We start from the raw sequence: 24,732 nt of genomic DNA on the forward strand, positions 1-24,732 counted from the left end.
GGCGGGGGGGCCTCCTAATTTTGCGCCCCCCCCCCCCCCCCCCCCGGGGGGGGGGGGGGGGGGGGGGGGGGGGGCGGGGCCCCCCCCACGTCACCTCTGCGCGGTCAGCGGGTCGACCGAGGTGTCGCACACCATGCGGCGCCGGTGATCGACGGTCCGCTCCGGGCCGGTGAGGCACAGCCGTACGGTGTGCTTGACGTCGGCCACGTCGCTGGACGTGGCGAAGCGCAGCTCCAGGTCGCCGGGCTCCACGATCCGGCGCCCGTCGGTCCCGGTGAAGGAGACCAGGTCCGGGTGGAACCGGAAGCTGACCCTCTGGGACTCCCCCGCGGCGAGCGGGACCCGGGCGTATCCGATCAGCCGCGCTTCGGGGCGTGTCGTCTGGGCGACCGGGTCGTGGACGTAGAGCTGGACCACTTCGGCCCCGTCGCGGTCTCCGGTGTTGCGGACGGTGACCGCGAGGTCGGTCTCGCCGTCGGTGGCAAGCTCGGCCGGCACGTCGGCACCGGCCTCCCAGGCGAACGAGGTGTACGAGAGCCCGTGACCGAAGTGGTAGAGCGGCGTCGGGTCGAGATTGCTGACCCCGTTGGCCCGGCCGAGCGGCGGCTGCAGATAGGTCCACGGCTGGCCGCCGGTTCCGTTGGGCACACCCACCGGCAGACGCCCGGACGGGTTGACCCGCCCCGAGAGCACTCCCGCGAGTGCGGGGCCGCCTTCCTCGCCGGGGAAGAAGGCCTGCACACAGCCGGCCAGCCGGTCCGCCCGCCCGCCGAGCGCGTACGTACGTCCCGTCAGCAGCACCAGGACGACGGGGGTGCCGGTGGCGAGCAGCGCGTCCAGCAGCTCACCCTGGAGGCCGGGCAGGGCGAGGTCGGCCACGTCGCAGCCCTCACCGGAGGTACCGCGGCCGAACAGCCCGGCTCTGTCTCCGAGAACGGCCACACAGACGTCGGCGCCGGCCGCCAGTGCGGCGGCCGCCTCCACGCCGGAGGCGTCCGTGCCGTCCACGTCACAGCCCTCTGCGTAGTCGATGCCCGCGCCGGGGAACTCCTCCCGGAGCGCCTCCAGCACCGTCGGTATGTCGATGCCCACGGCTGCCTCGGGGTGCTGGACCCCGACGTGGCTGGGGAAGGAGTAGCAGCCGAGCATGGCCAGCGGGTCGTCGGCGCGGGGGCCCACGACCGCGATCCGTCCGGTGCCGCTCAGCGGCAGCGCGTCCCCGGGGTTGGCCAGCAGGACACAGGACCGCTCGGCGAGCAGCCGGGCCAGCGCGCGGTTCCTCGGCGGGTCGAGGTCCACGGTGCCGCGCGCCTGCTCGGGATCCACCCCGTCGAGCACGGCGGGGAGGGCCTTCCGGTCCGGGTCCAGCAGGCCGAGCCGGCACTTCTGCAGCAGGATCCTGTGCAGGGCGCGGTCCACCAGCTCCTCGGCCACGAGTCCGTCGCGTACGGCGGCGACCAGCGCGTCGCCGTAGCTGCGTACGGTGGGCAGCTCCATGTCGACGCCCGCGGTGAGGGCCACCCGGGCGGCGTCACCGCGGTCCGCGGCCACCTTGTGCAGGGTCTCCAGGAAGCCGATGCCGAAGTAGTCGGCGACGACCGTGCCGGTGAACCCCCAGGTGTCGCGCAGGAGTCCGGTGAGGAGCGACGCGTCGGCGGCCACGGGCAGGCCGTCTATCTCCGCGTACGACAGCATCACCGCGCGGGCACCGCTGTCGCGGATCACCAGCTCGAAAGGCGGCAGGATCACATCGGCCATCTCCCGGGCGCCTGCCCTGACCGGGGAGAGGTTGCGGGCGCCCGCCGACGCCGAGTAGCCCGCGAAGTGCTTGAGCGTGGAGACGATCCCGGCGGACTCCAGGCCCCTGACATACGCCAGGCCGATGGTCGCGACCAGATACGGATCCTCTCCGATGGTCTCCTCCACGCGGCCCCAGCGCAGATCCCGCGTGACGTCCAGGACGGGAGCGAGGCCCTGGTGGACACCGACCGACCGCATGTCGCTGCCGATCCGGTGCGCCATCTCGGCGACCAGCTCCGGGTCCCAGGCCGCACCCCAGGCCAGCGGCACCGGATAGGCGGTGGCGCCCCAGGCGGTGAAGCCGGCCAGGCACTCCTCGTGGGCGATCGCGGGGATACCGAACCGGCCCGCCTCTGCGATCCTGGCCTGGGCCCTGGCCAGCGAGACTGCGCCGACGCCCGGGTCCACGGGCGCGGTGCCGAACGGCCTGGTGAGCTGGCCGAGTCCGCGCGTGGTGATGTCCTCGAAGTCGACCGGGTCGACCATGTCGTTCTGGTGCGGTGCGACTCCGTCGCCCTCCGCGTCGGCGCCCACCCAGATTCCGTACAGCTGGGCGGTCTTCTCCTCGAGCGTCATCCGGGAGGCCAGGTCCGCCACCCTCGCCTCGGGGCTGAGCGAGGGGTCGCGCCACGGGCCGTCGGCGACGGGAGGCGAATCGGCGTGACGGGCCTGCGGGACGGGGTGGATTGCCATGGCGGCAGAGGTTCCTCTCATGAGTGCGGTGGTCCGGGGCGGCGTCGGTGTGCTACTTGCCGCCCACCCCCATCAGTCCGTTGATCAGCGCCCGCCGCGCCACGAGGTACACGGCGAAGATGGGTATGACGGAGAGGACGATCGCTGCCAGTACCGCGGGGATGTTCACTCCGAACTGGCTCATGAAGTTGAACAGCCCCAGCGTCAGCACGCGCTGCTCCTCCGACTGGGTCAGGATCAGCGGGAACAGGAAGCCGTTCCACGCCTGCAGGGCGGAGAAGATCGCGACGGTGCTGATCCCCGCCCTGGACAACGGCACCGCCAGCTGCCACAGCATGCGCATGGGCGAGGCTCCGTCGAGGGCCATCGCCTCGTACATCTCCTCGGAGACATCACGCATCGCGCCGCTGAGCACGAGGACCGCGACGGGCATCGCGAAGGCCGCGGTGGGCAGGATGATCGCCCACAGGGTGTCGTACAGGCCCATCTTCCCGATCATCAGATAGAGGGGCACGATCACCGCCTGTGCCGGGATGGCGACGCCCAGCAGGAAGGTCCGGAAGGCGAGTGACGAGAGGCGGCTGCGGGTGCGCACCACCACGTACGCCACCGGCACGGACAGCACCAGCACGATGGCGACCGTGGCCACCGCGACGACCGCCGTGTTGGCGATCAGCGTGAGGAACCCGCTGTCCAGCACGAAGTTGTAGTTGTCGAGCGTCGGATCCGTGGGGATCGCCAGGGGGTCGCCGTTCAGCGCCTCGTCCTGGTGCATCAGCGACGCTGAGACCAGCGTGTACAGCGGCACCAGGACGATGACGAGCCAGATCATCGAGCCGATGCCGGCCACCGGGTTGCCCAGACGCCTGCGCCGTCCGGCCGGGCGGCCGCGACTCGGCACAGGGGACTTCACGCTGTGCTGCGGGGCAGCGGGGCGGGTGTCGATCGACATGTCGTCACATACCTTCCCGGGTGGACCGCATGGACCCGAAGCCACTGAGACGGACCATGATCAGCGAGATACTGGTGGCCACGACGACGAGCGCGGTGGCGATGGCCGCCGCGTAGCCGAGGTCGTACGTCTGGAAGCCGGTCCGGTACATCAGGTAGGGCAGGATCGTCGTGTCCGTGCCGGGACCGCCCTTGGTCATGATGAGCACGGTGTCGAAGTACGTCAGTGAGCCGACGATCATCAGGACGGACGAGGTCGTCATCGTGTGCCGCAGCTGCGGCAGGGTGATGTGGAAGAACTGCCGCACCATGCCGGCTCCGTCGATGGAGGCGGCCTGGTAGAGGACCTCCGGGATCTGCCGGGCACCGCCCTGGTAGATCAGCGTGTGGAAGGGCATGAACTGCCAGCCGCCGACGAACGCGACCACCAGCAGCGCGCCGGTGGACGACCCCATGACGTTGGGATCGATGCCGAGCCAGGGCCCGATCGTCTGGATCACCCCGAAGTTGGGATCCAGCAACGCGTGGAAGAGCGTGGCGATCGCCGTGGTGGAGAGCAGCAGCGGGACGAAGAAGATCGCGGACAGGAAGGCCCGGCTGCGCTGACGGCCCGCCGCCCAGACACCGAGCAGCAGGGCCACCGGAGTCTGGAACAACCAGCTGATGGTGGTGAGCAGGAGGCTCAGCCAGGCGGCCTGGCCGAATTCGGAGTCCTTGAACAGCCTGGTCCAGTTGTCCAGGCCGGTCAGGGTCGGGGAGTTGAGCCCGTCCCATTCGCAGAAGGAGAGATAGACGGCGATCGCCAGGGGGACGATCGCGAAGACGGCGAAGAAGAGGATGCCGGGGACGGCCCAGGCGACCGGGGGGCGGCCGACGCTGCCGTCGGCCGCCTTCCTGTCTCCGTGCCTCTTCGCGACCGGAATGTGGTGGGACATCGTTACTTTGCAGCCTTCATCGCTTCGACGAACTGCTCGGGGGTCGTCTTGCCCGCGAACAGCTTGGTGATCTCCGTGAGCAGTGGCGTGGCGTACCGGGATTCCAGTGCCTGGTCCCACGAGAGGGTGAAGCTCGGGGCCTTCTGCACCATTTCGTACTGGTCGGTGGCGAACTGGGGGTTCGGGGAGCCCTTCAGCATGGAGGCCGCGTTGGACGTGGTGGGAACAGCACCGTTGTCGACGAGGGACTGCGCGTAGGTCTCCGACGCCATCGTCTTCAGGAACTCGATGGCGGCGTCCTTGTGCTCGGTGCGGGCGTTGACGGACCAGTAGTTGGTGGGGTTGCCCACGATGTTCGCCGGGTCACCGACCCCGCCGGCCACCGCCGGGAACGTGGTCCAGCCGAGGTCCTTCTTGGCGAATTCGGGGGCCTTGCCCAGCTGGGTCGAGTACTCCCACGAGCCCATGAGGTGCATCGCGGCCTTGCCCTTGTTGAGGAGGGTCGGGGCCCCGCCGTTGCCGTAGTCGACCGAGTTGAAGTTCTTGCCGAAGGCACCCTGGTCGACCAGCTCCTTGACGGTCCGGGCCGTCTTGAGCACCGCGGGGTCGCCCCAGCCGTCGGTGTCTCCGTCCTGGATCCTCTTGAAGACCTCCGGGCCTCCGATCCGGTCCAGCAGGTATTCCATCCACATCAGTTCGGGCCACTTCTCGGCGCCACCGAGTGCGAAGGGCGTGATGCCTGCGGCCTTGAAGGTCTTGATCGCCTGCTGGAGGTCTTCCCAGCTCTTCGGAGGCTCGATGTGGTGCTCGGCGAAGAGGGTCTTGTTGTAGAAGAGCATCACGGGCTGCATGCCGCGCATGGGCACGCCGTAGATCTTCCCGTCGAGACTTCCGGCCGTCACGATCGAGGGAATGAAGCCGTCCTTGAGCGCGGCGTCGTTCTTGATCGTCGACGTCAGATCGACCAGACCCTTGGAGTCGACGTACGGCTTGATGGAGCCGGCACCCCAGTTGTAGAAGATGTCAGGGGCGTTGGGCGAGCCCATGGCGCTGCGCAGCTTGTTCACGTAGTCGGCGCCGGGAACCGGAACCAGCTTCACCTTGACCTCGGAGGTCTTGTTGAACGAGTCGACCGCCGCCTGCTGGATCTTGGCCTCGTCGTCGCCGTAGACGTAGGCGGTGAGCGTTCCGCCGTCACTCCCGCCGCCCCCGGAGCCGCATCCGGCCAGCACACCGGCCATGACCATCGCCGCGCCCGCCGCGGCCCATCTTGTCGAACATGTGCCCTGAGTGAATATCCCCGACCGCATGACCGCACCCTCTGTCGAATGTTTCGGCGTGCCTTTCGAATGTTGCCGGAACCGTACGGTCGTGTTTCGGGCCCGTCAAGAGGGTAGGAGCGAGGATTTACGAACCCTTCCCAGACGCGTATCCAGGGCCTCGATGGAGCTACGATTCATGCATGAGCCCTGCAAAGGTCCAGCCCCAACAGGAGAAGGTGTCCGTCGACGAGTCGTCGGAGAGCACCGCCACGCTGGCAGAGATCGCCCGAGCGGCCGGAGTTTCAGCTCCGACAGTTTCGAAAGTGCTGAACGGGCGCGCCGATGTCGCCCCGAGTACGCGCACGAGGGTGGAGGAGCTGCTGCTGCGGCATGGTTACCGCCGCAGGCGGGGCGCCTCCCAGCAGTCCCGGCTGATCGATCTGGTCTTCCACGAGCTGGACAGCGCGTGGGCGATGGAGGTCGTCCGGGGCGTCGAGAACGTCGCCAGGGAGGAAGGACTGAGCCTGGTCCTCTCGGAGAGCGCCGGCCGGCTCACCCCCGGCCAGACATGGGTGGACGGCGTTCTGGCCCGGCGCCCGGCCGGAGTGATCCTGGTCCTCTCGGACCTCGACGCGTCGCAGCGTGCTCAGCTGACCAGCCGCTCCATCCCGTTCGTCGTCGTCGATCCCGCGGGGGACCCCGGTGACGACATCCCCTCGGTCGGGGCGGCCAACTGGCAGGGCGGCCTTGCCGCCACCCGCCATCTGACGGGTCTGGGCCACCGGCGGATCGGCGTCATCGGCGGACCGGCCCGCATGATGTGCAGCCGCGCCCGGATCGACGGCTACCGTGCCGCTCTGGAGACCTCGGGCGTCCCGATGGACCCCGGGCTCGTCCGGGACGGCGAGTTCAACCACGAGGGCGGCTATACGGCGGCCCTGGAGCTGCTGCGCCTGCCGGAACCGCCCACGGCCATCTTCGCCGGGGACGACCTGCAGGCACTCGGTGTCTACGAGGCCGCGCGCGAGCTGGGACTGCGGATCCCGGAGGACCTCAGTGTGGTCGGCTTCGACGACCTGCCGCTCACCCGCTGGATCGGCCCGCCGCTCACCACGGTGCGCCAGCCGCTCATAGAGATGGCCGAGACCGCGGCCCGGCTGGTCCTCGACCTGGGGCGGGGCAAGCAGCCGGCCACCACCCGGGTCGACCTGGCGACGAGTCTGGTGGTCCGCAGCAGCACCGCCCCGCCGGCGCGCTGACGGGGCGGCTCGCGCCTCCTGCCGCGACCGCTGTGACCTGGGCCGATCCCGCATCTCCCGGCCGCTGTCAGTGGCCGGGTGCAGACTGGCCTCAACCGGCACAACGGCGTTTCGGGAGGTCCTGTCATGACCGAAGTACTGCTCACCGTAGGCACCCGCAAGGGACTCTTCATCGGCCGCAGACACCACGGCTCGTGGACGTTCGGCAATCCGCATTTCAACGCCCAGGCGATCTACTCCGTCGCGATCGACACCCGTGGGGAGAGACCCAGGCTGCTGGCCGGCGGCGACAGTGCGCACTGGGGCCCTTCGGTCTTCCACTCCGACGACCTGGGCGCGACCTGGGTGGAGCCGAAGCAACCTGCCGTGAAGTTCCCGCAGTTCACCGAAGCCTCGCTGGAGCGGGTCTGGCAGCTGCAGCCCGCCGGCCCCGAGGCCCCCGGCGTGGTGTACGCGGGAACCGAGCCCGCGGCTCTGTTCCGTTCGGACGACCGCGGCGAGTCCTTCGAGCTGGTCCGCCCGCTCTGGGAGCACCCCACCCGGTCCGCGTGGGTGCCGGGCGGGGGCGGCGAGGGCCTGCACACCATCCTGCCGGACCCGAGGGACGCCGCAGCCGTGACCGTCGCCGTCTCCACGGCGGGGGTGTTCCGCACCGAGGACGGCGGCGAACGCTGGGCGCCGTCCAACAAGGGGGTCTCCGCAGTCTTCCTGCCGGACCCGGACCCCGAGTTCGGGCAGTGCGTGCACAAAGTGACCCGGGACGCGGCCGACCCCGACCGGCTCTATCTGCAGAACCACTGGGGCGTGTTCCGCAGCGACGACTCCGGGGAGCACTGGAAGGACATCGGCGCGGGCCTGCCCTCGGACTTCGGCTTCGCCGCCGCCGCGCACCCGCACCGCGCGGACACGTTCTACGTCTTCCCGATCAACGCCGACGCGGACCGTGTGCCCGCCGGGCACCGCTGCCGGGTCTTCCGCACCCAGGACGCGGGAGAGACCTGGGAGCCCCTCACCCGAGGCCTTCCGGACGGCGACCACTACGGCACGGTGCTGCGTGACGCCCTCTGCACGGACGACGCCGACCCGGCAGGGGTCTACTTCGGCAATCGCAACGGCGAGGTGTACGCGAGCGCGGACGACGGCGACACCTGGCAGCAACTCGTCTCGCATCTGCCCGATGTGCTGTGCGTGCGGGCGGTGGTGCTCCACTGACCGGGGCGGCCGACGGGGGGGTGACGGGCGGATGACGGGGGCGGTCATCACCCCGCCGGCGCACAAGTAGAGTGCGCCCCGTGGCAGCACGACCGTTGAAAGAAATCGTCGAGCCGGGATGGGCGCAAGCCCTTGAGCCCGTGGCCGAACGCGTCGCCGCGATGGGCGACTTCCTCAGGGCGGAGATCGCCGCGGGGCGCACCTACCTGCCCTCGGGGCCCAACGTCCTGCGGGCGTTCCAGCAGCCGTTCGAGGAGGTGCGCGTCCTGATCGTCGGGCAGGATCCCTACCCGACGCCGGGGCATGCGATCGGCCTCAGCTTCGCGGTGGCGCCGGACGTCGGCCCGCTGCCCGGGAGCCTGGAGAACATCTTCCGGGAGCTGCACGCGGATCTGGGGCTTCCACGGCCCTCGAACGGCGATCTGACGCCCTGGACGCGGCAAGGGGTGCTCCTGCTCAACAGGGCGCTCACCACGGCTCCCAGGCGCCCTGCAGCCCACCGCGGCAAGGGCTGGGAAGAGGTCACCGAGCAGGCCATCCGGGCGCTGGCGGCCCGGGGGGCTCCGCTGGTGTCGGTCCTGTGGGGGCGCGACGCCCGCAACGTCCGCCCTCTGCTCGGTGATTACCCGGCGATCGAGTCCTCGCACCCCTCCCCCATGTCCGCCGACCGTGGCTTCTTCGGCTCGCGCCCCTTCAGCCGGGTCAACGAACTGCTCCAGCGCCAGGGGGCACAGCCGGTCGACTGGCAGCTGCCGTGACCGGCGCCCCGGGCCGGTCGTTCGTCGTCGGCGTCGACTCGGGCGGGTCGGGGCTGCGCGTGGCGCTCGGGCCGGTGGACGCGGGGCATCCGGTGCTCACCGCCCTCTGCGCCGAACCGGTGCGGACAGGCGCGGACGGCATCGACGCAGGGCATCTGCTGGAGCAGCTGCTGCCCGCCGTCGGCCGGCTGCTGGAACAGGCCGGGCCAGGGGCGGGCGTCACCGCGGCGGCGATCGGGGCCGCGGGAATGGCGACCCTCGGCGAGCAGCTGCGGGCCCGGCTGCCCGGCGCACTCGCAGACGCCCTGGGTGTGCGCCGGATCGCCCTGGCCGCCGACGCGGTGACCGCGTACACCGGCGCGCTGGGACAGCGGCCCGGGGCGGTCGTCGCGGCCGGCACCGGCATGATCGCGCTCGGCACCGACCTCACGTCGTGGCACAGGGCGGACGGCTGGGGGCATCTGCTGGGCGACTGCGGCGGCGGCGCCTGGATCGGCCGGGCGGGGCTCGACGCGGCGATGCGGGCCCACGACGGCCGACGCGGAGGGTCGTCCGTGCTGCTGACCCGGCTCGAGGCGGTCTTCGGACCGGTCGCCGGTCTTCCCGGCCTGCTCTATCCGCGTACGGACCGTCCTGCGCTGCTCGCGTCGTTCGCCCCCGAGGTCGGGGCCTGCGCCCTCGATGACCAGGTGGCGGCGGGGATCCTGCGGGAGGCCGCGGCGCACATCGCCGAGGCGGCTGCCGCCGTGTGCCCCCGCGCCTCGGTCTCCCGCCCCGGTGGCTGCGAAGTCGCTCTGACCGGAGGGCTGTTCCGCATGGGCGAGCCTCTTCTCGGGCCGTTGCGGAGGGAGCTGGCCCAGCGGGTCCCGCAGGCGCGGGTGGTTCCGGCGGAGGGGGATCCGCTGCATGGAGCGCTGGAGATCGCCCGTGCCCTCGCGGGGCCGGGTCTGCGACTGCCGCCCCACCCGACCCTGCTGTTCGTACCGGGAGTAACGTAGGCGATTCGAGCGATTGTCCGTCCGGACAGAGCAGGTCAGTTGCCCGCTATGCCGCTCAACAGACATATACGGACAGATAACGCCTGACGACCCCCTCCCCGAACAGAGGGTCACCCAAAACCAGTAGCATGCGGCGCCATGAGCACCCCCACTGGGCCCGCTTCCGGCCTGCCTGTACGAATGCCGCGACCTCGCCAGTCCGGACGGCACCGCCGCCCGGAGCCCGTGGTCGCACCTGAGGGCGCTGCCGCGCTCGTTCTTGCCCTTCCCGGTACCCCTTCCCCGGCCTCGCGCAGCCTGGCCGAGGAAGTGATCAGCATCGCCCGTTCCGAGCTGCCCGGTCTGAACGCACAGATCGGTTATCTCGACGGAGACGACGCCGGATATCCCACGCTCGCCTCCGTACTCACCCATGCCGCCGCCGAGCGCACCGCGCGCTACGAGCAGGCCACGGCCGCGGGCCGCGAGGTCGCCGAGCCCTCGGGCCCGTCGGCCGTCGTGGTGCCGCTGCTCGCGGGGCCGGACAGCGCCCTGATCCGGCGCATACGGCAGGCGATCATGGACAGCGGCACCCGGACCGAGCTGACAGACGTCCTGGGGCCGCACCCGCTGCTCGCCGAAGCGCTGCACGTACGGCTCTCGGAGGCCGGTCTGGCGCGCGCGGACCGCGCGCGGCTGTTCACCGTGGCGACCGCGGCCGACGGCATCGTGCTGGCCACGGTGGGCGGCGAGGAGGCCGTGCAGGCCGCCGGGATCACCGGCATGCTGCTGGCCGCCCGTCTGGCCGTGCCGGTGATGGCCGCGGCCCTGGACGTGGAGGGTTCGGTCGCCTCGATCGCCGCGCAGCTGCAGAACTCCGGTTCCGCACAGCTCGCACTCGCGCCGTATCTGGTGGGCCCGGAGATCGACGCCGCGCTGCTGGACGCCGCCGCGAAGGAAGCCGGCTGCTCTACCGCCGAGCCGCTCGGCGCCTACCCTGCCATCGGCAAGCTCGTGCTCTCCCTGTACGCGACGACGCTGGGCATCACCCCGGCGACCCCGCAGGGAGCCCAGGCGCACTGATCCGCGCCACTCCCACGCGCGACGCGGCGCGGGCCGGTTCGCTCCGGTCCGCGCCGCACGCCATTTTCCGGGCAGTCCAGGTGTCAGGCGAAGACCACGCAGGAGGCGGCCGGGACCTCGACGGACCCCGCGTGCGCCGGGACCCCCGTCTCCGCGTCCACGGCGAACCAGCTGACGTTCCCGGAGTGCTCGTTGGCGGCGTACAGCCACTGCCCTGTGGGATCGAGGGTGAGATCCCGGGGCCAGCGGCCACCGCAGCCCACAGCCGCCACCAGGACGGGCTTCTCGGCCGTCTCGTCGAGCGTGAGGACGGAGATGCTGTCGTGCCCGCGATTGGCGGTCCACAGGAACCTGCCGTCACGCGAGACCACTACCTCCGACGGGTACGTGCGGACCGCGTCGCCTTCGTCGTGGTCGTGCGGCAGCACCTGTGTCTCCCCGAGCGGTTCGAGCCGGCCTCCGGCCGCGTCCCAGCTGCACACGGTGACCGTCGGCTCCAGCTCGTTCAGGACGTACGCGTGTCCCCCCGACGGGTGAAAGGCGAGATGGCGCGGTCCGGTCCCCGGCCGCAGTGCCGTCTCGGTGTGGAGACGCAGGGAGCCGGTGCCGGGGTCGAGGGCGCAGACGCGTACGGAATCCGTTCCGAGGTCCACGCTCAGCACCCATTTTCCCGAGGGGTCGGCCAGCACCTGGTGCGCGTGCGGGCCCGACTGGCGGCTTTCGTCCGGGCCACGGCCCTCGTGGTGCAGCGCGCCGGCCGCCGGGCCGGGCGAGCCGTCGTCCCGCACGGGCAGGACGGTGACGCTGCCGGAGCCGTAGTCGGCCGTCAGGAGGTGGCCTGCGGCGAGCGCCAGGTGGGTGGGGCTGCTACCGCCGACGGGCCGCACCTCGCCGATCAGCCGCGGTGCGCCGTCGTCGTCGATGCCGAACGCCGCGGCGGCGCCTTCCTCGGTCTCACTGACCGCGTACAGCACGGGGTCACCCGTCCCGGGAGCGTGGCCGACCGCGAGGAAGGACGGGTCGGCCACGGCGTCCGTGGACGCGAGCAAGGTCAGCGCCCCGGTGTCACGGTCGACGGCGGCGACGCTGACGCCACGGCCGCCCGCCGAGGTGAACGACCCTATGAATGCCCGCTTCGCATCGTCGGCGCCCATCGCGCTACCCCTCTTCACGTCCGTCACGATCTTCCCGGCCGACCGTAGCAGGCCCCACTTTTTGGTCCAGTCCAAAGAACAAAGGACGCAGGAGCCAGGGGACGGGGCGCGCGGCGGCTCAGGCGCCGACGGGGATCCGGCCGGCCCTCCGCAGGGGCACGGCGAGATCGAGCAGGGCCCGCTCCAGCGCGTGGAAGTGGGCGAGCACCGGTTCGACGCCTGTCGGCTCCGCAGCCGTCGCACTGTCGGGCCCGCGGTGCTGCCCGACGACCGGCGCGTCGGTGAGGGCCTCCACGGCGGCCTCCACCCGCCAGCAGGCCGCGGCGAGCCGGATGTCGTGCGAGGCCTCCGGGTCGGCAGCGACGGAGGCCAGTCCGCGCACCTCGCGTGCGCAGTCGTCGAGCAGCGCGAGCACATGCCGCGCCCGTCGCTTGCGGTCCTTCATCGGGTTGAGCGGATGCACCAGCGGCGCGAGCGACAGGCGCACCCGGCCGAGAATCGCCTCCAGCTCGACGACGCGCGGGGGCGGGTCGGCCTCCTCGCTCCCGGCGAGCCGGGCGGCGGCCTCCGCCGTGCACGTGCGCACACACCGCAGGGCCCTCTCCACCCACGCCTCGGTCACCGAGTGCGTGGTCACCGGCAGCACGAACAGCACCGCCAGTACGGCACCGAGCGCCCCGACCGCCGTCTCGGTCACCCGCAGCATGAGCAGACCCGCGTCGAGCACGCCGAGCAGCCCGTACAGCATGCTCGCCATCACGGTCACGGCCAGCATCATCCAGGTGTAGGAGACGGCGGCGGTGTAGAAGATCCCGAACACGCTCATCGCCACGACCACAGCGGCCACGACCGGCTCGTGGTGCAGCGGCACGGCCACGGCGAAGCCCAGGGCGATCCCCAGCACCGTCCCCAGGAACCGCCTGAACCCGCGGACGACGGTCTCGCCTCGCGAGGCCGTGGCCACGAACACCCACCAGGTGGCGCCGACCGCCCAGTACCAACGCTGATCGGAGAGCACCTGGCCCGCCGCCAGCGCGAGCCCCGCCCCCAGCGTCGCCTGCACGGCCTGCCGCGTCGTGATCCGCCCGAGCCCCGACGCTCCGGCGGGAAGGGCGACTGCCACGGGTGCCGGGAGCCGCCGCTCGTAGCACCACACACCGAACCGCACCACCGACGACGCGACGAGCGAGAGCAGCACGGCCGCGTACAGCTCGGGCAGCCGGCCGGGCACCGTGTGCAGGAACTGGGCGGAGAAATAGGCCATGAAGCCGAACACGCCCAGCGAGTGCCCGCGAGGCCCCCAGCGCCGCGCGTACACCCCCGCCCCCACGACGGCGAGGAACGCCAGGTCGCGCGCGACGGGCGCATCGTGCAGGACGGCGGCGAGCGTGAGCACCGGAAGGCCGACGACGGGGAGGAGCGCGGTGGTGACCGCCTGCCCGCGCACCGTCGGATCGGTCACCGTGAACAGTGCGAGCAGCGCGGCCAGGCCACCGGTGACGGCCGCCGCCAGCGAATGCCCGGCCACCCCGCACAGCGCGACGGCGAGCCCGATGCCGAGCACGGCCCGGGACGCGAACCGCAGCCGTACCCGCCCCGGATCGCTCGCGACGAACGCCCTCTTCAGCAAGTCGCCCTCCCTTTCGCACATGCACCAGCGCGGACATGAGAAAGGCGCCGCGGGGATCCCGGGGGAACCCGCAGCGCCATTGATAGGCCCATTTCAGCACCTGGTGGGCTGGTGGTTCAACCGGAGACCATGCTTATGGGCCAATGGCACAGAACAACTGCACCGTGCCCGGCCACAGCAGAGCCAACGGACCAGGCCTGCCGCCCTCGCACTCCGCGAGACGTCCGTACGGCTGTCACACCTCCCGGTGCACCGTCGGGGCGGGCAGCCGGGTGAGTGCGGTCCGGTACTCGGTGACGATGCGCTCGATGACTTCCGCGGCGGGAAGAATCGCGTCGACGAGACCCGCGGACTGGCCGGCTTCGACCTTGCCCTCGCGGATCCGGCCGTGCAGGGCGGCGTCCTTGAGACTGGCGCCCTGGAACTCCTTGCGCCGTACGTCGAGCGTGGCGGCGGACTCTTCGAGGCGTCGCATGCGCTCGGTGAAATCGTTCCCGACGGCGCGTATGACGCCGAGCCCGTGTCCGACCGTGCGGGTGTCCTCCACACCCGCCGCGAGGACCGCCGCCTTGTAGTCGGGGTGCACGGTCGCTTCCCTGGTGGCGAGGAACCTGGTCCCGAACTGGGCGGCGCCCGCCCCGAGGGCCAGCATGGCGGCCAGTCCGGCGCCGTCCGCGATCCCGCCCGACGCGATCACGGGAATCTCCGGAACGGCCGAGACCACGGCACGGACGAGCACCTGCGTGGTGACCATGGCGGGCGGTGGGTGCCCGCCCGCCTCCGCGCCGACGACGACGAGTCCGTCGACGCCCGCGTCGGCCGCCTTCCGTGCGTGTTCGGCGCCGGCCACGACGTGCAGGCAGACGGTGCCGGCGTCACGGAACCGCTCGAGGTAGCGGCGCGGGCCGCCTTGGGAGGCGATCAGCACGGGTGGCCGCCGGGACAGAAGCAGATCGATGACGTCGTCGGCGCCCGTCCGGTAGAGCGGCAGGTTGACGCCCCAGGGGAGGTCGGTGCCCGCCGCCGTCTCGTCGAGTACGCGGGCGAGGTCGTCCAGTCGCATGGGGCCCGCGGCGACCACGCCGAGGCCGCCGGAGCGGCTGACCGCGAGAGGGAGCGCCGAGCTGGACGATGCCCATGACATGCCCGCCTGGATCACCGGCAGACGGATCCCGAGCAGTCGGGTCACCGGAGTGGGGATGGTGATCACACCGGCACCTCGTGGTCCCGCCCACCGAGCAGCGCGCGGGCGTGGGCGGCGAGGCGGTTCTTCTGGACCTTGGAGCTGGCGGTCATGCCGATGCCCTCGAAACCGTCGACGATCCGCAGATGGCGTGGCACCTTGAAGCCCGCCATGCGGGTGCGGGCCCAGGCGATCAGCTCGTCCTCGGTGGCCCCCTGTCCGGTGAGGATCACGAAGGCGAAGGGCACTTCGACCAGCCGCTCGTCCGGTACCCCGACCACGACGGCCTGCCTGACGCCCGGATGACAGTGCAGCACGTCCTCCACTTCGGCCGGTGCGACGTTCTCGCCGCCGACCCGGATGATGTCCTTCGTACGTCCTACGAAGTGCAGCCGGCCGGTGGCGTCGAGCGCGCCGACATCACCGGTGGCCAGCCAGCCGTCGGGATCGATGGCCGCCGCGGTCGCCTCCGGGGCGTCGAGGTAGCCCCGCATGACGTTCCATCCGCGCACCAGGATCGAGCCGGGTTCGTCCGGGGCGCAGTCCCGGGTGCCGTCCGCCGACCGGATGCGGACCTCGACGCCGGGTTCCGCCAGCATCGCACCGGACGCCCTCACCTGGTCGTCCTCCCACCAGCAGGACTGCGCGACGTTGGGGGATGCTTCGGAGAGCCCGTATCCGGCGACGCATTCGCGGGCGCCCAGCTCGTCGATCACTCTGCGGATGACGGTGGGAGAGGCTGCGACCCACGCGCCCCGCAGGTGGAGCTCATGGTCCGCGAGGCGGGGGTGGTTGAGAAGCATCAGGGCGATGGTGTCATTGCCGGAGAAGTGGGTGCAGCGCTCGCTCTCCATCAGCCGCAGTGCTTCCGCCGCTTCGAATTTCGGCATCGTGACCAGCGTGGTGGCGTGCTGGACGGACGCCAGGACGGACAGCGTGCTCCCGGCGACGTGGAAGAACGGCCGGGCGCTGTGGAAGCGGTCTCCGGTGCGCAGGCCGAGGCGGGCACCGGAGAAGAACGCGTCGGCGCACATGCTGCGGTGGGTGAGCAGCACACCCTTCGGCCGGGAGGTCGTGCCGGAGGTGTACTGGACGAGCAGGATGTCGTCGGGGGTCCCGGTGGCCGGGACCTCGTCCTCCGCCGCGTTCAGGAAGTCCGGCCATGCCGTGGCCCAGCCGGGTATGTCCTCGCCGCACACGACCACGCGCCGCAGCTCGGGCAGACGGGGGCAGGTCGGGGTGGAGTCCGCTCCGATGCCGATTTCGCTCAGGAGGGCGCAGAGGTCGACGCGGAGTACCCGGTCGGCGACGAACAGGGTGGAGACCTTCGCGTGGTCCAAGGTGTGTTCCACCTCGCCGGCGGTGTACCTGGTGTTGACGGGTACGGCCACCGCTCCGACCGAGCCGATGGCGACGAACAGGGCGACCCAGCGGGGCCCGTTGCCGAGGCAGAGGCCCACACGGTCGCCCCGGCCGATGCCCGCGGCGGCGAGGGCGGACCGGATCCGGACGACCTCGGCGGCGAGCTCCCCGTACGTGATCCGCTCCTCGGCGGTGACCACGGCCTCCACGTCGGGGGCCAGCAGCGCCGCCCTGTCCAGCGCCTCGTGGGCGGTCAGGGGACATGTCGTCCTGAGGTTCATCGCTCCTCCAGGTCGGTGGTACCGGGCTTCTCGGAACGGCCTGCGAACCGGTCGACGCCGTCCCGCCAGCCGCCGTCGGACAGACACTGCTCGATGGCCGCCATCTCGATCCTGATGCCGCGGTCGAGGTCCGTCTCGCCGCCGAGGTCGACGGCTCGTTTGGTCAGCGCGATGGCCAGAGCGGGCGCTTTCGCGATCGTGCCCGCGATCTCGGCACCGGTCCCGGCCAGCTGGTCGTCAGGGACCAGGCGGGAGACGATACCGAGGTCGAGGGCCTCGGCGGAGTGCATGGACCGGCCGGTGAAGAGGAGTTCCTTCGCCCGCCGCTTGCCGATGACCCGCTGCAGGCGCTGGGTGGCGCCGACCGTCCCCCAGTGCGGCTCCGGGAAGCGGAAGGTGGTGCTCTCGGCGGCTACGGCGAAGTCCGCGGCCAGGGTGATCTCACCGCCGGAGCCCACCACCGCGCCGTGCACGAGTGCGACCACCGGGTGGCGGCACTGCTCGATGGCCTCGTAGGCGGCGAACGAGGCGAGGCGTCTGCGCCGTACCCATGAGGCGTCCCGTCCCGCCCGCTCCTTGAGGTCGGCTCCGGCGCAGAACGCGGGACCCTGCGCGGACAGGAGCACCACCCGTATTCCGTCGTCGGCGTCGATCTCCTCGAAGACGGACCGTAGCTCCCGGCACATCGGAAGGTCGACGGCGTTGCGGGCGTGCGGCCGGGCCAGGGCGACGTGAGCGATGCCGTCGGTGACCGTGTGGATCACGCGCGGTGCCTCGGGGCGGCCCGGTTGCTCGTTCCCGGTCATCTCAGATCACTCCCGCGGCCCGCAGGCCCTCGATCTCGCTGTCGTCCAGCTCGGCGAACTCCGTGAGCACGGCGTCGGTGTCGGCGCCCAGCAGCGGTGGGGCGCCGGCGGGCGCCGGTTCCCCGCCGGTCTCCCTCAGCGGGGTGCGCAGGGCTCGGAAGGTGCCTTCGGTGGGGTGATCGAAGTCGGCGACGACACCCCGCGCCTGCGTGTGCGGATCGGCCAGGGCCTCACGGACGCCGCGGACCTCCCCGGCCGGGATGTCGGCGACGCGCAGCTCCTTGAGCAGCGGCTCGCGGTCCCGTACGGCGACGGCCGCACGCAGCGCCGTCATGACGCGGTCACGCTGGGCGACGCGCCCTGAGTTGTGCCGCAGGTCCGGGTCGGCGCCGAGTTCGGGCAGTCCGAGCACGGAGCACAGGGGGAGCCAGTGCTGGTCGCTTCCGCTGATGTGCAGCCATCCGCCGTCCGCGGCCCGGAAGGCTGCGGACGGGACGCGCCCCGGGTGTTCGGTACCGGTGCGCACGGGGTCCTCGTCCAGGGCGAACAGCCGGGCGGCGTTGAGGGCGTGCAGACTGAGCTGCACATCCATCATGGAGACGTCGAAGTGGCGCCCGCGGCCGGTGACGCCGCGGCCTGCGAGACCGGTGAGAACGGCGATGGCGACCCAGAGCCCGGACGTCATGTCCGCCACCGGGATCCCTGTCTTGCTCGGCGGTCCGTCCGCTTCCCCTGTCATCGCCATGACACCGGACAGTGCCTGGAAGACCGTGTCGTATCCCTTGCGCAGGCGGTCGGGACCGCTCTGCCCGAAGCCGGTGGCGGAGACGTACACCAGCCCCGGGTTCCGGTCGGAGAGTTCCTCGTACCCGAGTCCGAGTCGTGTCATGACGTCGGGCAGGAAGTTCTCCACGACGACGTCGGCACGGGTGGCGAGCCGGCGGGCGACGTCCCGGCCCCGGGGGTCCTTGAGGTCCAGGGTGATCGAGCGCTTGCCGCGGTTGAACGCGAAGAAGTAGGCACTCTCACCTTGCGGCAGGCGTGGCTCGAAGCCTCGGGTCTCGTCGCCGCCGCCGGGTCGTTCGACCTTGATGACGGTGGCCCCCAGCTCGGCGAGGATCTGGGTGGCCATCGGGGCGGCCAGGACGCGTGAGAAGTCGAGGACGGTGATGCCGGTGAGCGGACCGGGCACGGTAGTGGGCGTGTTCACCGGCGGAACCCCCGCATCAGCGCGTTGACGTCCTGACCGGCCCGCACCGCCGCCTCGGTGGGCAGGTCCGCGACCCGGTAGAACAGGTCCTTGGCCGCGCGCAGGGCGCGGGGCTCGACCGCGGCCCATCGCTCCGCGATCTCGAGCGCCGCGTCGAGGACCTGGCCGGGTTCCACGACACGGTTGGCCAGGCCGTGTTCCAGGGCCTCGGCAGCGGACAGCAGCCGCCCCGTGCTGATCAGCTCGAACGCGAGCTTGCGGTTCAGCTGACGCTGGATCCCGGCCATGACCAGGGCCGGGACGATGGAGTGCCGCAGTTCGGGGTAGCCGAACTTCAGATCCGAGCCTACGACCGTCATGTCGGCGCCGATGGCGAGGCCCGCGCCGCCACCGACCGCCGCGCCCCGCACGGCGGAGACGACCGGGGTCCCCATCCGCTGCATCCGGGTCTGCAGGCGTGCGGTGAGGGCCGCCCGCTCCAGGACGGCCTCCGGCTCGTCCGGGGTGAGGGCCGAGAACTCCGAAAGGTCCGCACCAGAACAGAAGGCGCGGCCCGCGCCGGTGAGGACGACGGCGCGGACCCGTCCGTCGTTCTCCGCCTCGTCGAGCGCGCCGCTCAGGGCCCGGGTGAGCGCGGTATCGAGGGCGTTGAGCTTGTCGGGGCGGTTGAGGGTGATGACACGGACGGAGCCCCGGTCTTCGACGCGCAGCACGCCGGAGTCCCGCGTACCCGGGTCGGTCGGCTGCCCGCTGGTCGTGACGGTCACGAAAGGTTCTCCTCGGTCGGACGGTGGGGACGGGGTCACGCGGCGGCGCGCTGGAAGCCGGCGCGGGCCACCATGCTGTGCAGGGGGCGGCCCAGCGCCGCCTCGCAGGCGAGGGACGCGGAGGCGAGTGCGTCCAGGTCGATGCCGGTATCGACACCCATCGCCTCGAACAGGCTCACCAGGTCCTCGGTGCAGACGTTTCCGGTGAGGCCGGCGCCGTAGCCGATCTTCGACGGATGGCCGCCGACGCCCCCGAGGGCGCTGTCGAAGTGACGGCAGCCGGCCTCCAGGGCGGCGACCGCGTTCGCGACGGCCGTTCCACGGGTGTTGTGGAAGTGGGCGACGAGGTCCGGGCCGGGCCGGGTCCGCTCCAGACGGCTGAACAGGGCGGCGACGGCCGCAGGGGTGGCGACGCCTGTGGTGTCGCCCAGGGTGACGGCGTCCGCGCCCAGGTCGGCGAAGCGGGCGACGTCCTCGGCCACACGCCCAGGGTCGACCCGCCCCTCGAAGGGACAGCCGAAGGCGACGGAAACAACCCCGATCAGCCGGAACCGGCCGTCCGCCAGGCGGATCATGTCCTCGACCCGCTTCCACTGCTGCGCCCTCGTGGCGCGCAGGTTCTTCTCCGTGTGGCTCTCGCTGGCCGATACCAGCAGGCTCAGCTCCTCGGCGCCCGCGCCCCGGCCGAGGTCGGCCAGGGCGCGTTCGACGGCCCTCGGGTTGGGGCACGTCGCCTTGTACGCCACCCCGGGGCGGTGGACGACGCCCTCCAGGACCTCGCTCGCGTCGGCGAACGCGGGGACCCACCGCGGATGGCTGTAGCTGGTCGCCTCGATGCGGCGGAAGCCCGCGTCGGCGAACGACTCCAGCAGGGAGATCTTGGTCTCGGTCGGCACGAACGTGGGTTCGTGTTGCAGCCCGTCCCGGGCGAAGCATTCACAGATGGTGACCATGTCGGCCATAGAGCCACCTCCTCAGGATGACCCGACCAGGACTATCCCCCGGGTGTTGATTTTGTCAACACCTACTCGTCCTCCAGCCGCTCCCGCTCCACCCTCTCCAGGGACAGCGCGAGGTCGGCCAGCTTCTCCAGCGCGCGCCCGAGAACCCGGGCCTCCTCGCCGGAGAGGAGCGCCGAGAAGGCCTCGTCCCGCTCGTTCGCAGCCCCGATCAGCCCCCGGTACACCTCGACCCCGGCCCCCGTGAGGGCCAGCTGGCGACTACGCCCCACCCCCTCGGTCCGGCTGACCAGCCCACGTTCGACCAGCCCCCGCACGACCCGGCTCATCTGCGCCTTGTCCAGGCCGGCCCGGCGGGCCAGGCGATTGAGCGTCAGCGTCGGGTCGGCGGCGATGAGCGCTATGGTGCGCCACTCACCGAGACTCACATCGAACTCGCGGCGATACCTGAGCGCCGCACTGCGCGACAGGGCCGACGACGTACGCGACAACCTGTAGGACAGCAGATCGGAGATCGGCACCAGGTCCCGGCCATCCTCACGTTTCACCATGGGCGGCATGGTATCCCCGCCAGGGGTGTTGACTTTATCAACTTAGGCGGCGGAAACTCGCAACGCCCGCCGCCTTTGGCGACACCCACCGGCAAAGGAGCCGTACGCCGTGGCCGATCCGTCCGCGTCCACCGATACGCACACCACCGTCGACACGTCCGAAGTCGACCGCACCGCGACCTACCGCACCATCGCCAGACGCGTCATGCCGCTCCTGATCATCTGTTACGTCGTCAGCTTCATCGACCGCACCAACATCGGGATCGCCCAGCAGGGCCTGGAACGGGACCTCGGCTTCGACTCCACCGTCTACGGCCTGGGCGTGACCCTCTTCTTCGTCGGTTTCATCCTCTTCGAGGTACCGAGCAGCGCGCTGCTGGCCCGGCTCGGCGCCCGTAAGACGCTCGTACGCATCATGGCGTCCTGGGGCGTCGTCACGGTCTGCACCTCACTCGTCCACAACGAAGCCACCTTCTACATCGCCAGGTTCCTCCTCGGCGTCGCGGAGGCCGGCTTCTTCCCGGGAGCACTCTTCTTCCTCTCGCGCTGGTTCCCCTCCGCGCGCCGGACGCGCATGACCGCGCTGTTCTTCGCCGGAGTCCCCGTCTCAGGTGTCCTCGGCTCCCTCATGTCCGGCAGCATCATGAAGGCCTTCGACGGCAACGAGGGCTTCGCCGACTGGCAGTGGCTGTTCGTCATAGAGGGGATTCCCCCCATCCTGCTCGCCGTCGCCGTCCTTCTCTGGCTGGTCGACGAACCCGAACAGGCACGCTGGCTGACTCCGGTGCAGCGGGCAGCCGTCCGTGCGGACCTCGACGCGGACCAGAAGCGCAAGGCAGCACACCAGGTGCCCGGCAAGGGGCACGGCGGGCTGTTCCTCGCCCTGCGGGACCCCAAGGTCTGGATCATCGGTCTCTGCGCCTGCGGCGCCTACACCCTTGCCAACGCCGTGTCCTTCTGGACGCCCCGGATCATCGCCGAGGCAGGCGTCGGTGATGTCCTGGACCTGGGCTTCTTCTCCGCCCTGCCGCCGCTGCTGGGCATCGTGGTCATGCTGATCGTGGGACGCCACTCCGATCGCACCCTGGAACGCCGCTGGCACGCGGCGCTCAGCTGGACCGTTGCCGCCGTGGCCATGGTGGCGCTCTCGATGTCCGGAGGGGACGTGTTCGTGGTCGTGGTGCTCCTGGCGATTCTCGCCGCGGCCCACTATTCCGGTCTCACGGTCTTCTACTCCATCCCCTCCATCTACCTGGGCGAACGTGCGGCGGCCACCGGGATCGCCCTCGTCACGTCCATGGGCTCGTTCGCGGCGGCCGCCTCACCGTCCCTGCTCGGGTTCATCCAGAAGAGCACCGGAAGCCTCGCGCTCGGTCTGCAGATCAGTGCGGGCATCGTGCTGCTGGCCGTGGTGCTTCTGCTGGTCGGCGTCAAGGCGGGGGACCTGCGCGAACAGCGCCCGTCCTAGACCGCCCGCCGGACCGGGCGGGCGGTCCCCGTAGGCGGTCCTCACATGACGCGCCGTCAACGGCCGTACGTGGTGCGGCACAGATCGACGATGTCGGCGGACGCGACCCCACGTCCCGTCGCGCAGACGGTGCGCATGTCGTACGTCTGCCCCGGCCGGGCCCGGCCGGGCGTACCCGCGCGGCGCTGCGCCCCGGAGCGGGCGGGCGTCCCGAGTCGCGGCTGCTTCCGCGCCTCATGAACGGCCGGTGGTGCGACCACACCCCCACGCCGGGCCGGCGCACGCGCCGCCGACTCCTTCTTCTTCCGCTTCTTGCCACGGCCCGGCTCCTCCTCGGCCTTCCCCAGGGCGTCATGGACGGCCGGGGGCGCGGTGGGCGACGTGGACGCCTGCACGGCGGGGAGGTTTCCGGAACGTACGGAAGCGGAGGGCGCGGGCCTCTCCGCTTCGGCCTGGACGGAGACGCAGCCGGCCGTACTCAGCAGGGCGACGAGCACGAGAGAGATGGACCGCAGGTTCATGCCCTGGTCAACGACGGGCCGCGCGACCGGACACGAACCTCGGCCGCCCGCGCCGGGCCCGTCCGCTCAGTGGGAAAAACCCGACCGGGCGATCCCCAGCGCCCGGTGGATGGTGCGGGACAACGAAGCCGGCTGCGGGTCCGCGCTCCACGCCCACTGCTCGACCGCGATACGGAGCGCACCGTTGAGCAGGGTCGCCTGCACCCGGGGCTCGATGTCATCGGCCCCGCAGCCCGTCCGCTCGGCGATGACCGCGGCGAAGGCCGGCTCCGCGTCGTGGTGGACCTGGAGCCATACGGCACGCAGCCCTGGCTCGCTCCGGGTGAGCAGGACCAGGTCACGCAGCGCGTCCGCGTCGGTGTCGGCCGAGGCGGCCGGGCGCGTGGACGGGGTCCCCGCGACGGCCTCCACCAGTGGCCGGTCGCGTGGCCACGACCTCATGAGCGCGATGACGAAGTCGAGCGCGTAGGTCAGCAGGGGGCGGACGCACAGCTCCTTCGACGAGGTGTAGCGCCACAGGGTCCGCTGCGAGATTCCCGCGGCGGCGGCGATCTCCTCGGCGGTGGTCGCGGCCACACCCCGGTCGGCGAAGAGGCGTACGGCCTCGCGGGCGATCTCCAGCCGGGTCGCGGCCTTGCGGCGTTCGGTCAGCGGCGGGCGCCCGAGGCGGGCGCCACCGCCGGACGCGGTTCCGGCGGCGTCCGAGGCGGGGTCGTGCGCCCCTGTGACGTGCGCGGTCTCCACGGTTCTCGGCCACCTTCCTTCCGGCTGCGCCCATCGTAGCGATATCTTTTCTGGCACCACTTGCCCTTTTGGCACGGCCCGCCATTAAAGGTAGCCTGCCTCCCCTGTCACCGAGCACGAGGAGCATCACGTGAGCGTCACCACCAGGGGCCCGGGCCGCAGCGTCATCGTCACCGGCGCCGGATCGGGCATCGGCCGGGCCACCGCCCTGCTGTTCGCGAAGGAGGGTGCCCGGATCGTGATCGCCGACGTCGACGACGCGGCCGCCCGAACCGTCGCCGAGGAGGCGGAACAGGCCGGCGGGACCGCGGTGACCGTGATCGGGGACCTCCGGGACCAGGCTGTCGTGGACCGGGTCGCCGCCACGGCGGTGGAGGAGTTCGGCGGCATAGACGTCCTGGTCAACAACGCCGGAATCATGGACAGCATGTCGGCGGCGGCCGACACGGGCGACGACGAGTGGGAGCGCGTCATCGGCATCAACCTCACCGCTCCGTTCCGCCTCACGCGGGCCGTACTGCCGCACATGCTCGCCGCCGGGAAGGGTGCCGTCGTCTTCACCGCGTCCGAGGCCTCACTGAGGGGCAGTGCGGCGGGCGCCGCGTACACGGCGTCCAAGCACGGTATCGCCGGCCTCACCAAGTCACTGGCGGTCATGTACCGCGACAAGGGCATCCGCTCCAACGCCATCGCGCCCGGCGGCACCCTCACCAACATCCGGGTCGAGGCCGACCGGGGCGCCCACGGGCCGGCCGCCCTCGCCCCCTACATGGGCAACGTCGGCTCACCCGCCCGGGCGGAGGAGCAAGCGGCGGCGATCGTCTTCCTCGCGTCCGAAGCGGCAAGCAACATCAACGGAACGATCCTTCCCGTCGACAACGGCTGGTCCGCGGTATGAGCACCCTCACCGAGGACGTCGTACGGATACGGGCAGGCAGCACGGGCCGAGCGCCCGCAGGGCCGTTTCCGGGGACCTTCCGCACCCCTGCCGGAACCACGATATGCATGCACCACATCATGTGTACTATGCACTTCAAGGTAGGGGTGTGCGTCGCAAGTCCCCGAGAGCCGAGGGACGTCACCGATGGGCACCCTCCGACGCAGCCCCTCACCTGCCCACGGCCGCAGCGCGGACAGCCGGCGCCCGCACGACGACACCAGCCCTG

At 71.4% G+C, this 24,732-nt stretch carries 22 protein-coding genes; 7 read left to right on the top strand and 15 right to left on the bottom strand.

The features are described from left to right. Window positions 1-90 precede the first annotated feature (90 nt). The 4 genes from ACIREO_RS13830 to ACIREO_RS13845 are packed head-to-tail and all read right to left on the bottom strand — an operon-like array spanning window position 91 to window position 5,626. Window positions 91-2,493, bottom strand: coding sequence for a glycoside hydrolase family 3 N-terminal domain-containing protein (locus tag ACIREO_RS13830; RefSeq protein ID WP_404108600.1), 2,403 nt, complete (start codon window positions 2,491-2,493; stop codon window positions 91-93). A 52-nt stretch (window positions 2,494-2,545) separates the two neighbouring features. Next, window positions 2,546-3,445, bottom strand: coding sequence for a carbohydrate ABC transporter permease (locus ACIREO_RS13835; protein ID WP_404108602.1), 900 nt, complete (start codon window positions 3,443-3,445; stop codon window positions 2,546-2,548). A gap of 4 nt (window positions 3,446-3,449) precedes the next feature. Next, the gene (locus ACIREO_RS13840) at window positions 3,450-4,379 is read right to left on the bottom strand and encodes a carbohydrate ABC transporter permease (protein ID WP_404108605.1); all 930 of its coding nucleotides are present in this window, start codon (window positions 4,377-4,379) and stop codon (window positions 3,450-3,452) included. A 2-nt stretch (window positions 4,380-4,381) separates the two neighbouring features. Next, window positions 4,382-5,626: an extracellular solute-binding protein gene (locus ACIREO_RS13845; RefSeq protein ID WP_404108755.1), complete on the bottom strand. Its 1,245-nt coding sequence runs from the start codon at window positions 5,624-5,626 to the stop codon at window positions 4,382-4,384. Window positions 5,627-5,841: 215 nt separating this feature from the next. On the opposite strand from ACIREO_RS13845, the gene ACIREO_RS13850 reads away from it, so the two are divergent. The 5 genes from ACIREO_RS13850 (at window position 5,842) to ACIREO_RS13870 (ending at window position 10,930) form a co-directional block, all read left to right on the top strand. After that, the gene (locus ACIREO_RS13850) at window positions 5,842-6,900 is read left to right on the top strand and encodes a LacI family DNA-binding transcriptional regulator (protein ID WP_404108607.1); all 1,059 of its coding nucleotides are present in this window, start codon (window positions 5,842-5,844) and stop codon (window positions 6,898-6,900) included. Between the two features lie 126 nt (window positions 6,901-7,026). Next, the gene (locus tag ACIREO_RS13855; protein WP_404108609.1) at window positions 7,027-8,112 is read left to right on the top strand and encodes a WD40/YVTN/BNR-like repeat-containing protein; all 1,086 of its coding nucleotides are present in this window, start codon (window positions 7,027-7,029) and stop codon (window positions 8,110-8,112) included. 80 nt (window positions 8,113-8,192) lie between these two features. After that, the gene (locus ACIREO_RS13860; RefSeq protein ID WP_404108612.1) at window positions 8,193-8,870 is read left to right on the top strand and encodes a uracil-DNA glycosylase; all 678 of its coding nucleotides are present in this window, start codon (window positions 8,193-8,195) and stop codon (window positions 8,868-8,870) included. Next, a complete protein-coding gene (locus ACIREO_RS13865; RefSeq protein WP_404108613.1) occupies window positions 8,867-9,868 on the top strand; it encodes an N-acetylglucosamine kinase in 1,002 nt (333 codons plus the stop codon). Before ACIREO_RS13860 ends, ACIREO_RS13865 begins: the two co-directional genes overlap by 4 nt. A gap of 138 nt (window positions 9,869-10,006) precedes the next feature. Beyond that, on the top strand, window positions 10,007-10,930 hold the full coding sequence (locus ACIREO_RS13870; protein WP_404108615.1) for a sirohydrochlorin chelatase: 924 nt from the start codon (window positions 10,007-10,009) through the stop codon (window positions 10,928-10,930). A gap of 83 nt (window positions 10,931-11,013) precedes the next feature. On the opposite strand, the gene ACIREO_RS13875 is transcribed toward ACIREO_RS13870, so the two are convergent. The 9 genes from ACIREO_RS13875 to ACIREO_RS13915 all read right to left on the bottom strand — a co-directional run bounded on the left by ACIREO_RS13875 (window position 11,014) and on the right by ACIREO_RS13915 (window position 20,833). After that, the gene (locus ACIREO_RS13875; protein ID WP_404108618.1) at window positions 11,014-12,084 is read right to left on the bottom strand and encodes a lactonase family protein; all 1,071 of its coding nucleotides are present in this window, start codon (window positions 12,082-12,084) and stop codon (window positions 11,014-11,016) included. A gap of 118 nt (window positions 12,085-12,202) precedes the next feature. Next, a complete protein-coding gene (locus tag ACIREO_RS13880; RefSeq protein ID WP_404108620.1) occupies window positions 12,203-13,714 on the bottom strand; it encodes an FUSC family protein in 1,512 nt (503 codons plus the stop codon). Between the two features lie 235 nt (window positions 13,715-13,949). Continuing rightward, window positions 13,950-14,924 (bottom strand): NAD(P)H-dependent flavin oxidoreductase, encoded by a 975-nt coding sequence (locus ACIREO_RS13885; protein ID WP_404108623.1) that lies wholly within the window; start codon window positions 14,922-14,924, stop codon window positions 13,950-13,952. Further along, window positions 14,921-16,540: an AMP-binding protein gene (locus ACIREO_RS13890; RefSeq protein ID WP_404108625.1), complete on the bottom strand. Its 1,620-nt coding sequence runs from the start codon at window positions 16,538-16,540 to the stop codon at window positions 14,921-14,923. The genes ACIREO_RS13885 and ACIREO_RS13890 overlap by 4 nt, the downstream gene beginning before the upstream one ends. Then, window positions 16,537-17,346 (bottom strand): enoyl-CoA hydratase/isomerase family protein, encoded by an 810-nt coding sequence (locus tag ACIREO_RS13895; protein WP_404108627.1) that lies wholly within the window; start codon window positions 17,344-17,346, stop codon window positions 16,537-16,539. The genes ACIREO_RS13890 and ACIREO_RS13895 overlap by 4 nt, the downstream gene beginning before the upstream one ends. Window position 17,347: 1 nt before the next feature. Further along, on the bottom strand, window positions 17,348-18,556 hold the full coding sequence (locus ACIREO_RS13900; RefSeq protein ID WP_404108630.1) for a CaiB/BaiF CoA transferase family protein: 1,209 nt from the start codon (window positions 18,554-18,556) through the stop codon (window positions 17,348-17,350). Then, a complete protein-coding gene (locus tag ACIREO_RS13905) occupies window positions 18,553-19,323 on the bottom strand; it encodes an enoyl-CoA hydratase/isomerase family protein (RefSeq protein ID WP_404108632.1) in 771 nt (256 codons plus the stop codon). The genes ACIREO_RS13900 and ACIREO_RS13905 overlap by 4 nt, the downstream gene beginning before the upstream one ends. Window positions 19,324-19,358: 35 nt before the next feature. Further along, the gene (locus tag ACIREO_RS13910) at window positions 19,359-20,285 is read right to left on the bottom strand and encodes a hydroxymethylglutaryl-CoA lyase (RefSeq protein ID WP_404108635.1); all 927 of its coding nucleotides are present in this window, start codon (window positions 20,283-20,285) and stop codon (window positions 19,359-19,361) included. Window positions 20,286-20,347: 62 nt separating this feature from the next. Beyond that, a complete protein-coding gene (locus ACIREO_RS13915) occupies window positions 20,348-20,833 on the bottom strand; it encodes a MarR family winged helix-turn-helix transcriptional regulator (RefSeq protein ID WP_404108638.1) in 486 nt (161 codons plus the stop codon). Window positions 20,834-20,942: 109 nt separating this feature from the next. Between ACIREO_RS13915 and ACIREO_RS13920 the strand changes: the two genes are divergently transcribed. Next, window positions 20,943-22,301, top strand: coding sequence for an MFS transporter (locus ACIREO_RS13920; protein WP_404108640.1), 1,359 nt, complete (start codon window positions 20,943-20,945; stop codon window positions 22,299-22,301). Window positions 22,302-22,357: 56 nt separating this feature from the next. Here the strand turns inward: ACIREO_RS13920 and ACIREO_RS13925 are convergent, their stop codons facing one another. Both ACIREO_RS13925 and ACIREO_RS13930 read right to left on the bottom strand, forming a co-directional pair. After that, the gene (locus ACIREO_RS13925) at window positions 22,358-22,822 is read right to left on the bottom strand and encodes a hypothetical protein (RefSeq protein ID WP_404108642.1); all 465 of its coding nucleotides are present in this window, start codon (window positions 22,820-22,822) and stop codon (window positions 22,358-22,360) included. Window positions 22,823-22,888: 66 nt separating this feature from the next. Then, a complete protein-coding gene (locus ACIREO_RS13930) occupies window positions 22,889-23,566 on the bottom strand; it encodes a TetR/AcrR family transcriptional regulator (RefSeq protein ID WP_404108645.1) in 678 nt (225 codons plus the stop codon). A gap of 130 nt (window positions 23,567-23,696) precedes the next feature. Between ACIREO_RS13930 and ACIREO_RS13935 the strand changes: the two genes are divergently transcribed. Then, window positions 23,697-24,464 carry an SDR family NAD(P)-dependent oxidoreductase gene (locus ACIREO_RS13935; protein ID WP_404108647.1) on the top strand — a complete coding sequence of 256 codons (768 nt, stop codon included), beginning with the start codon at window positions 23,697-23,699 and terminating at the stop codon, window positions 24,462-24,464. Window positions 24,465-24,732: the final 268 nt, after the last annotated feature.

Origin of the sequence: Streptomyces sp. NPDC102441 (genome assembly GCF_044765585.1) — a bacterium.
GTDB lineage: Bacteria > Actinomycetota > Actinomycetes > Streptomycetales > Streptomycetaceae > Streptomyces.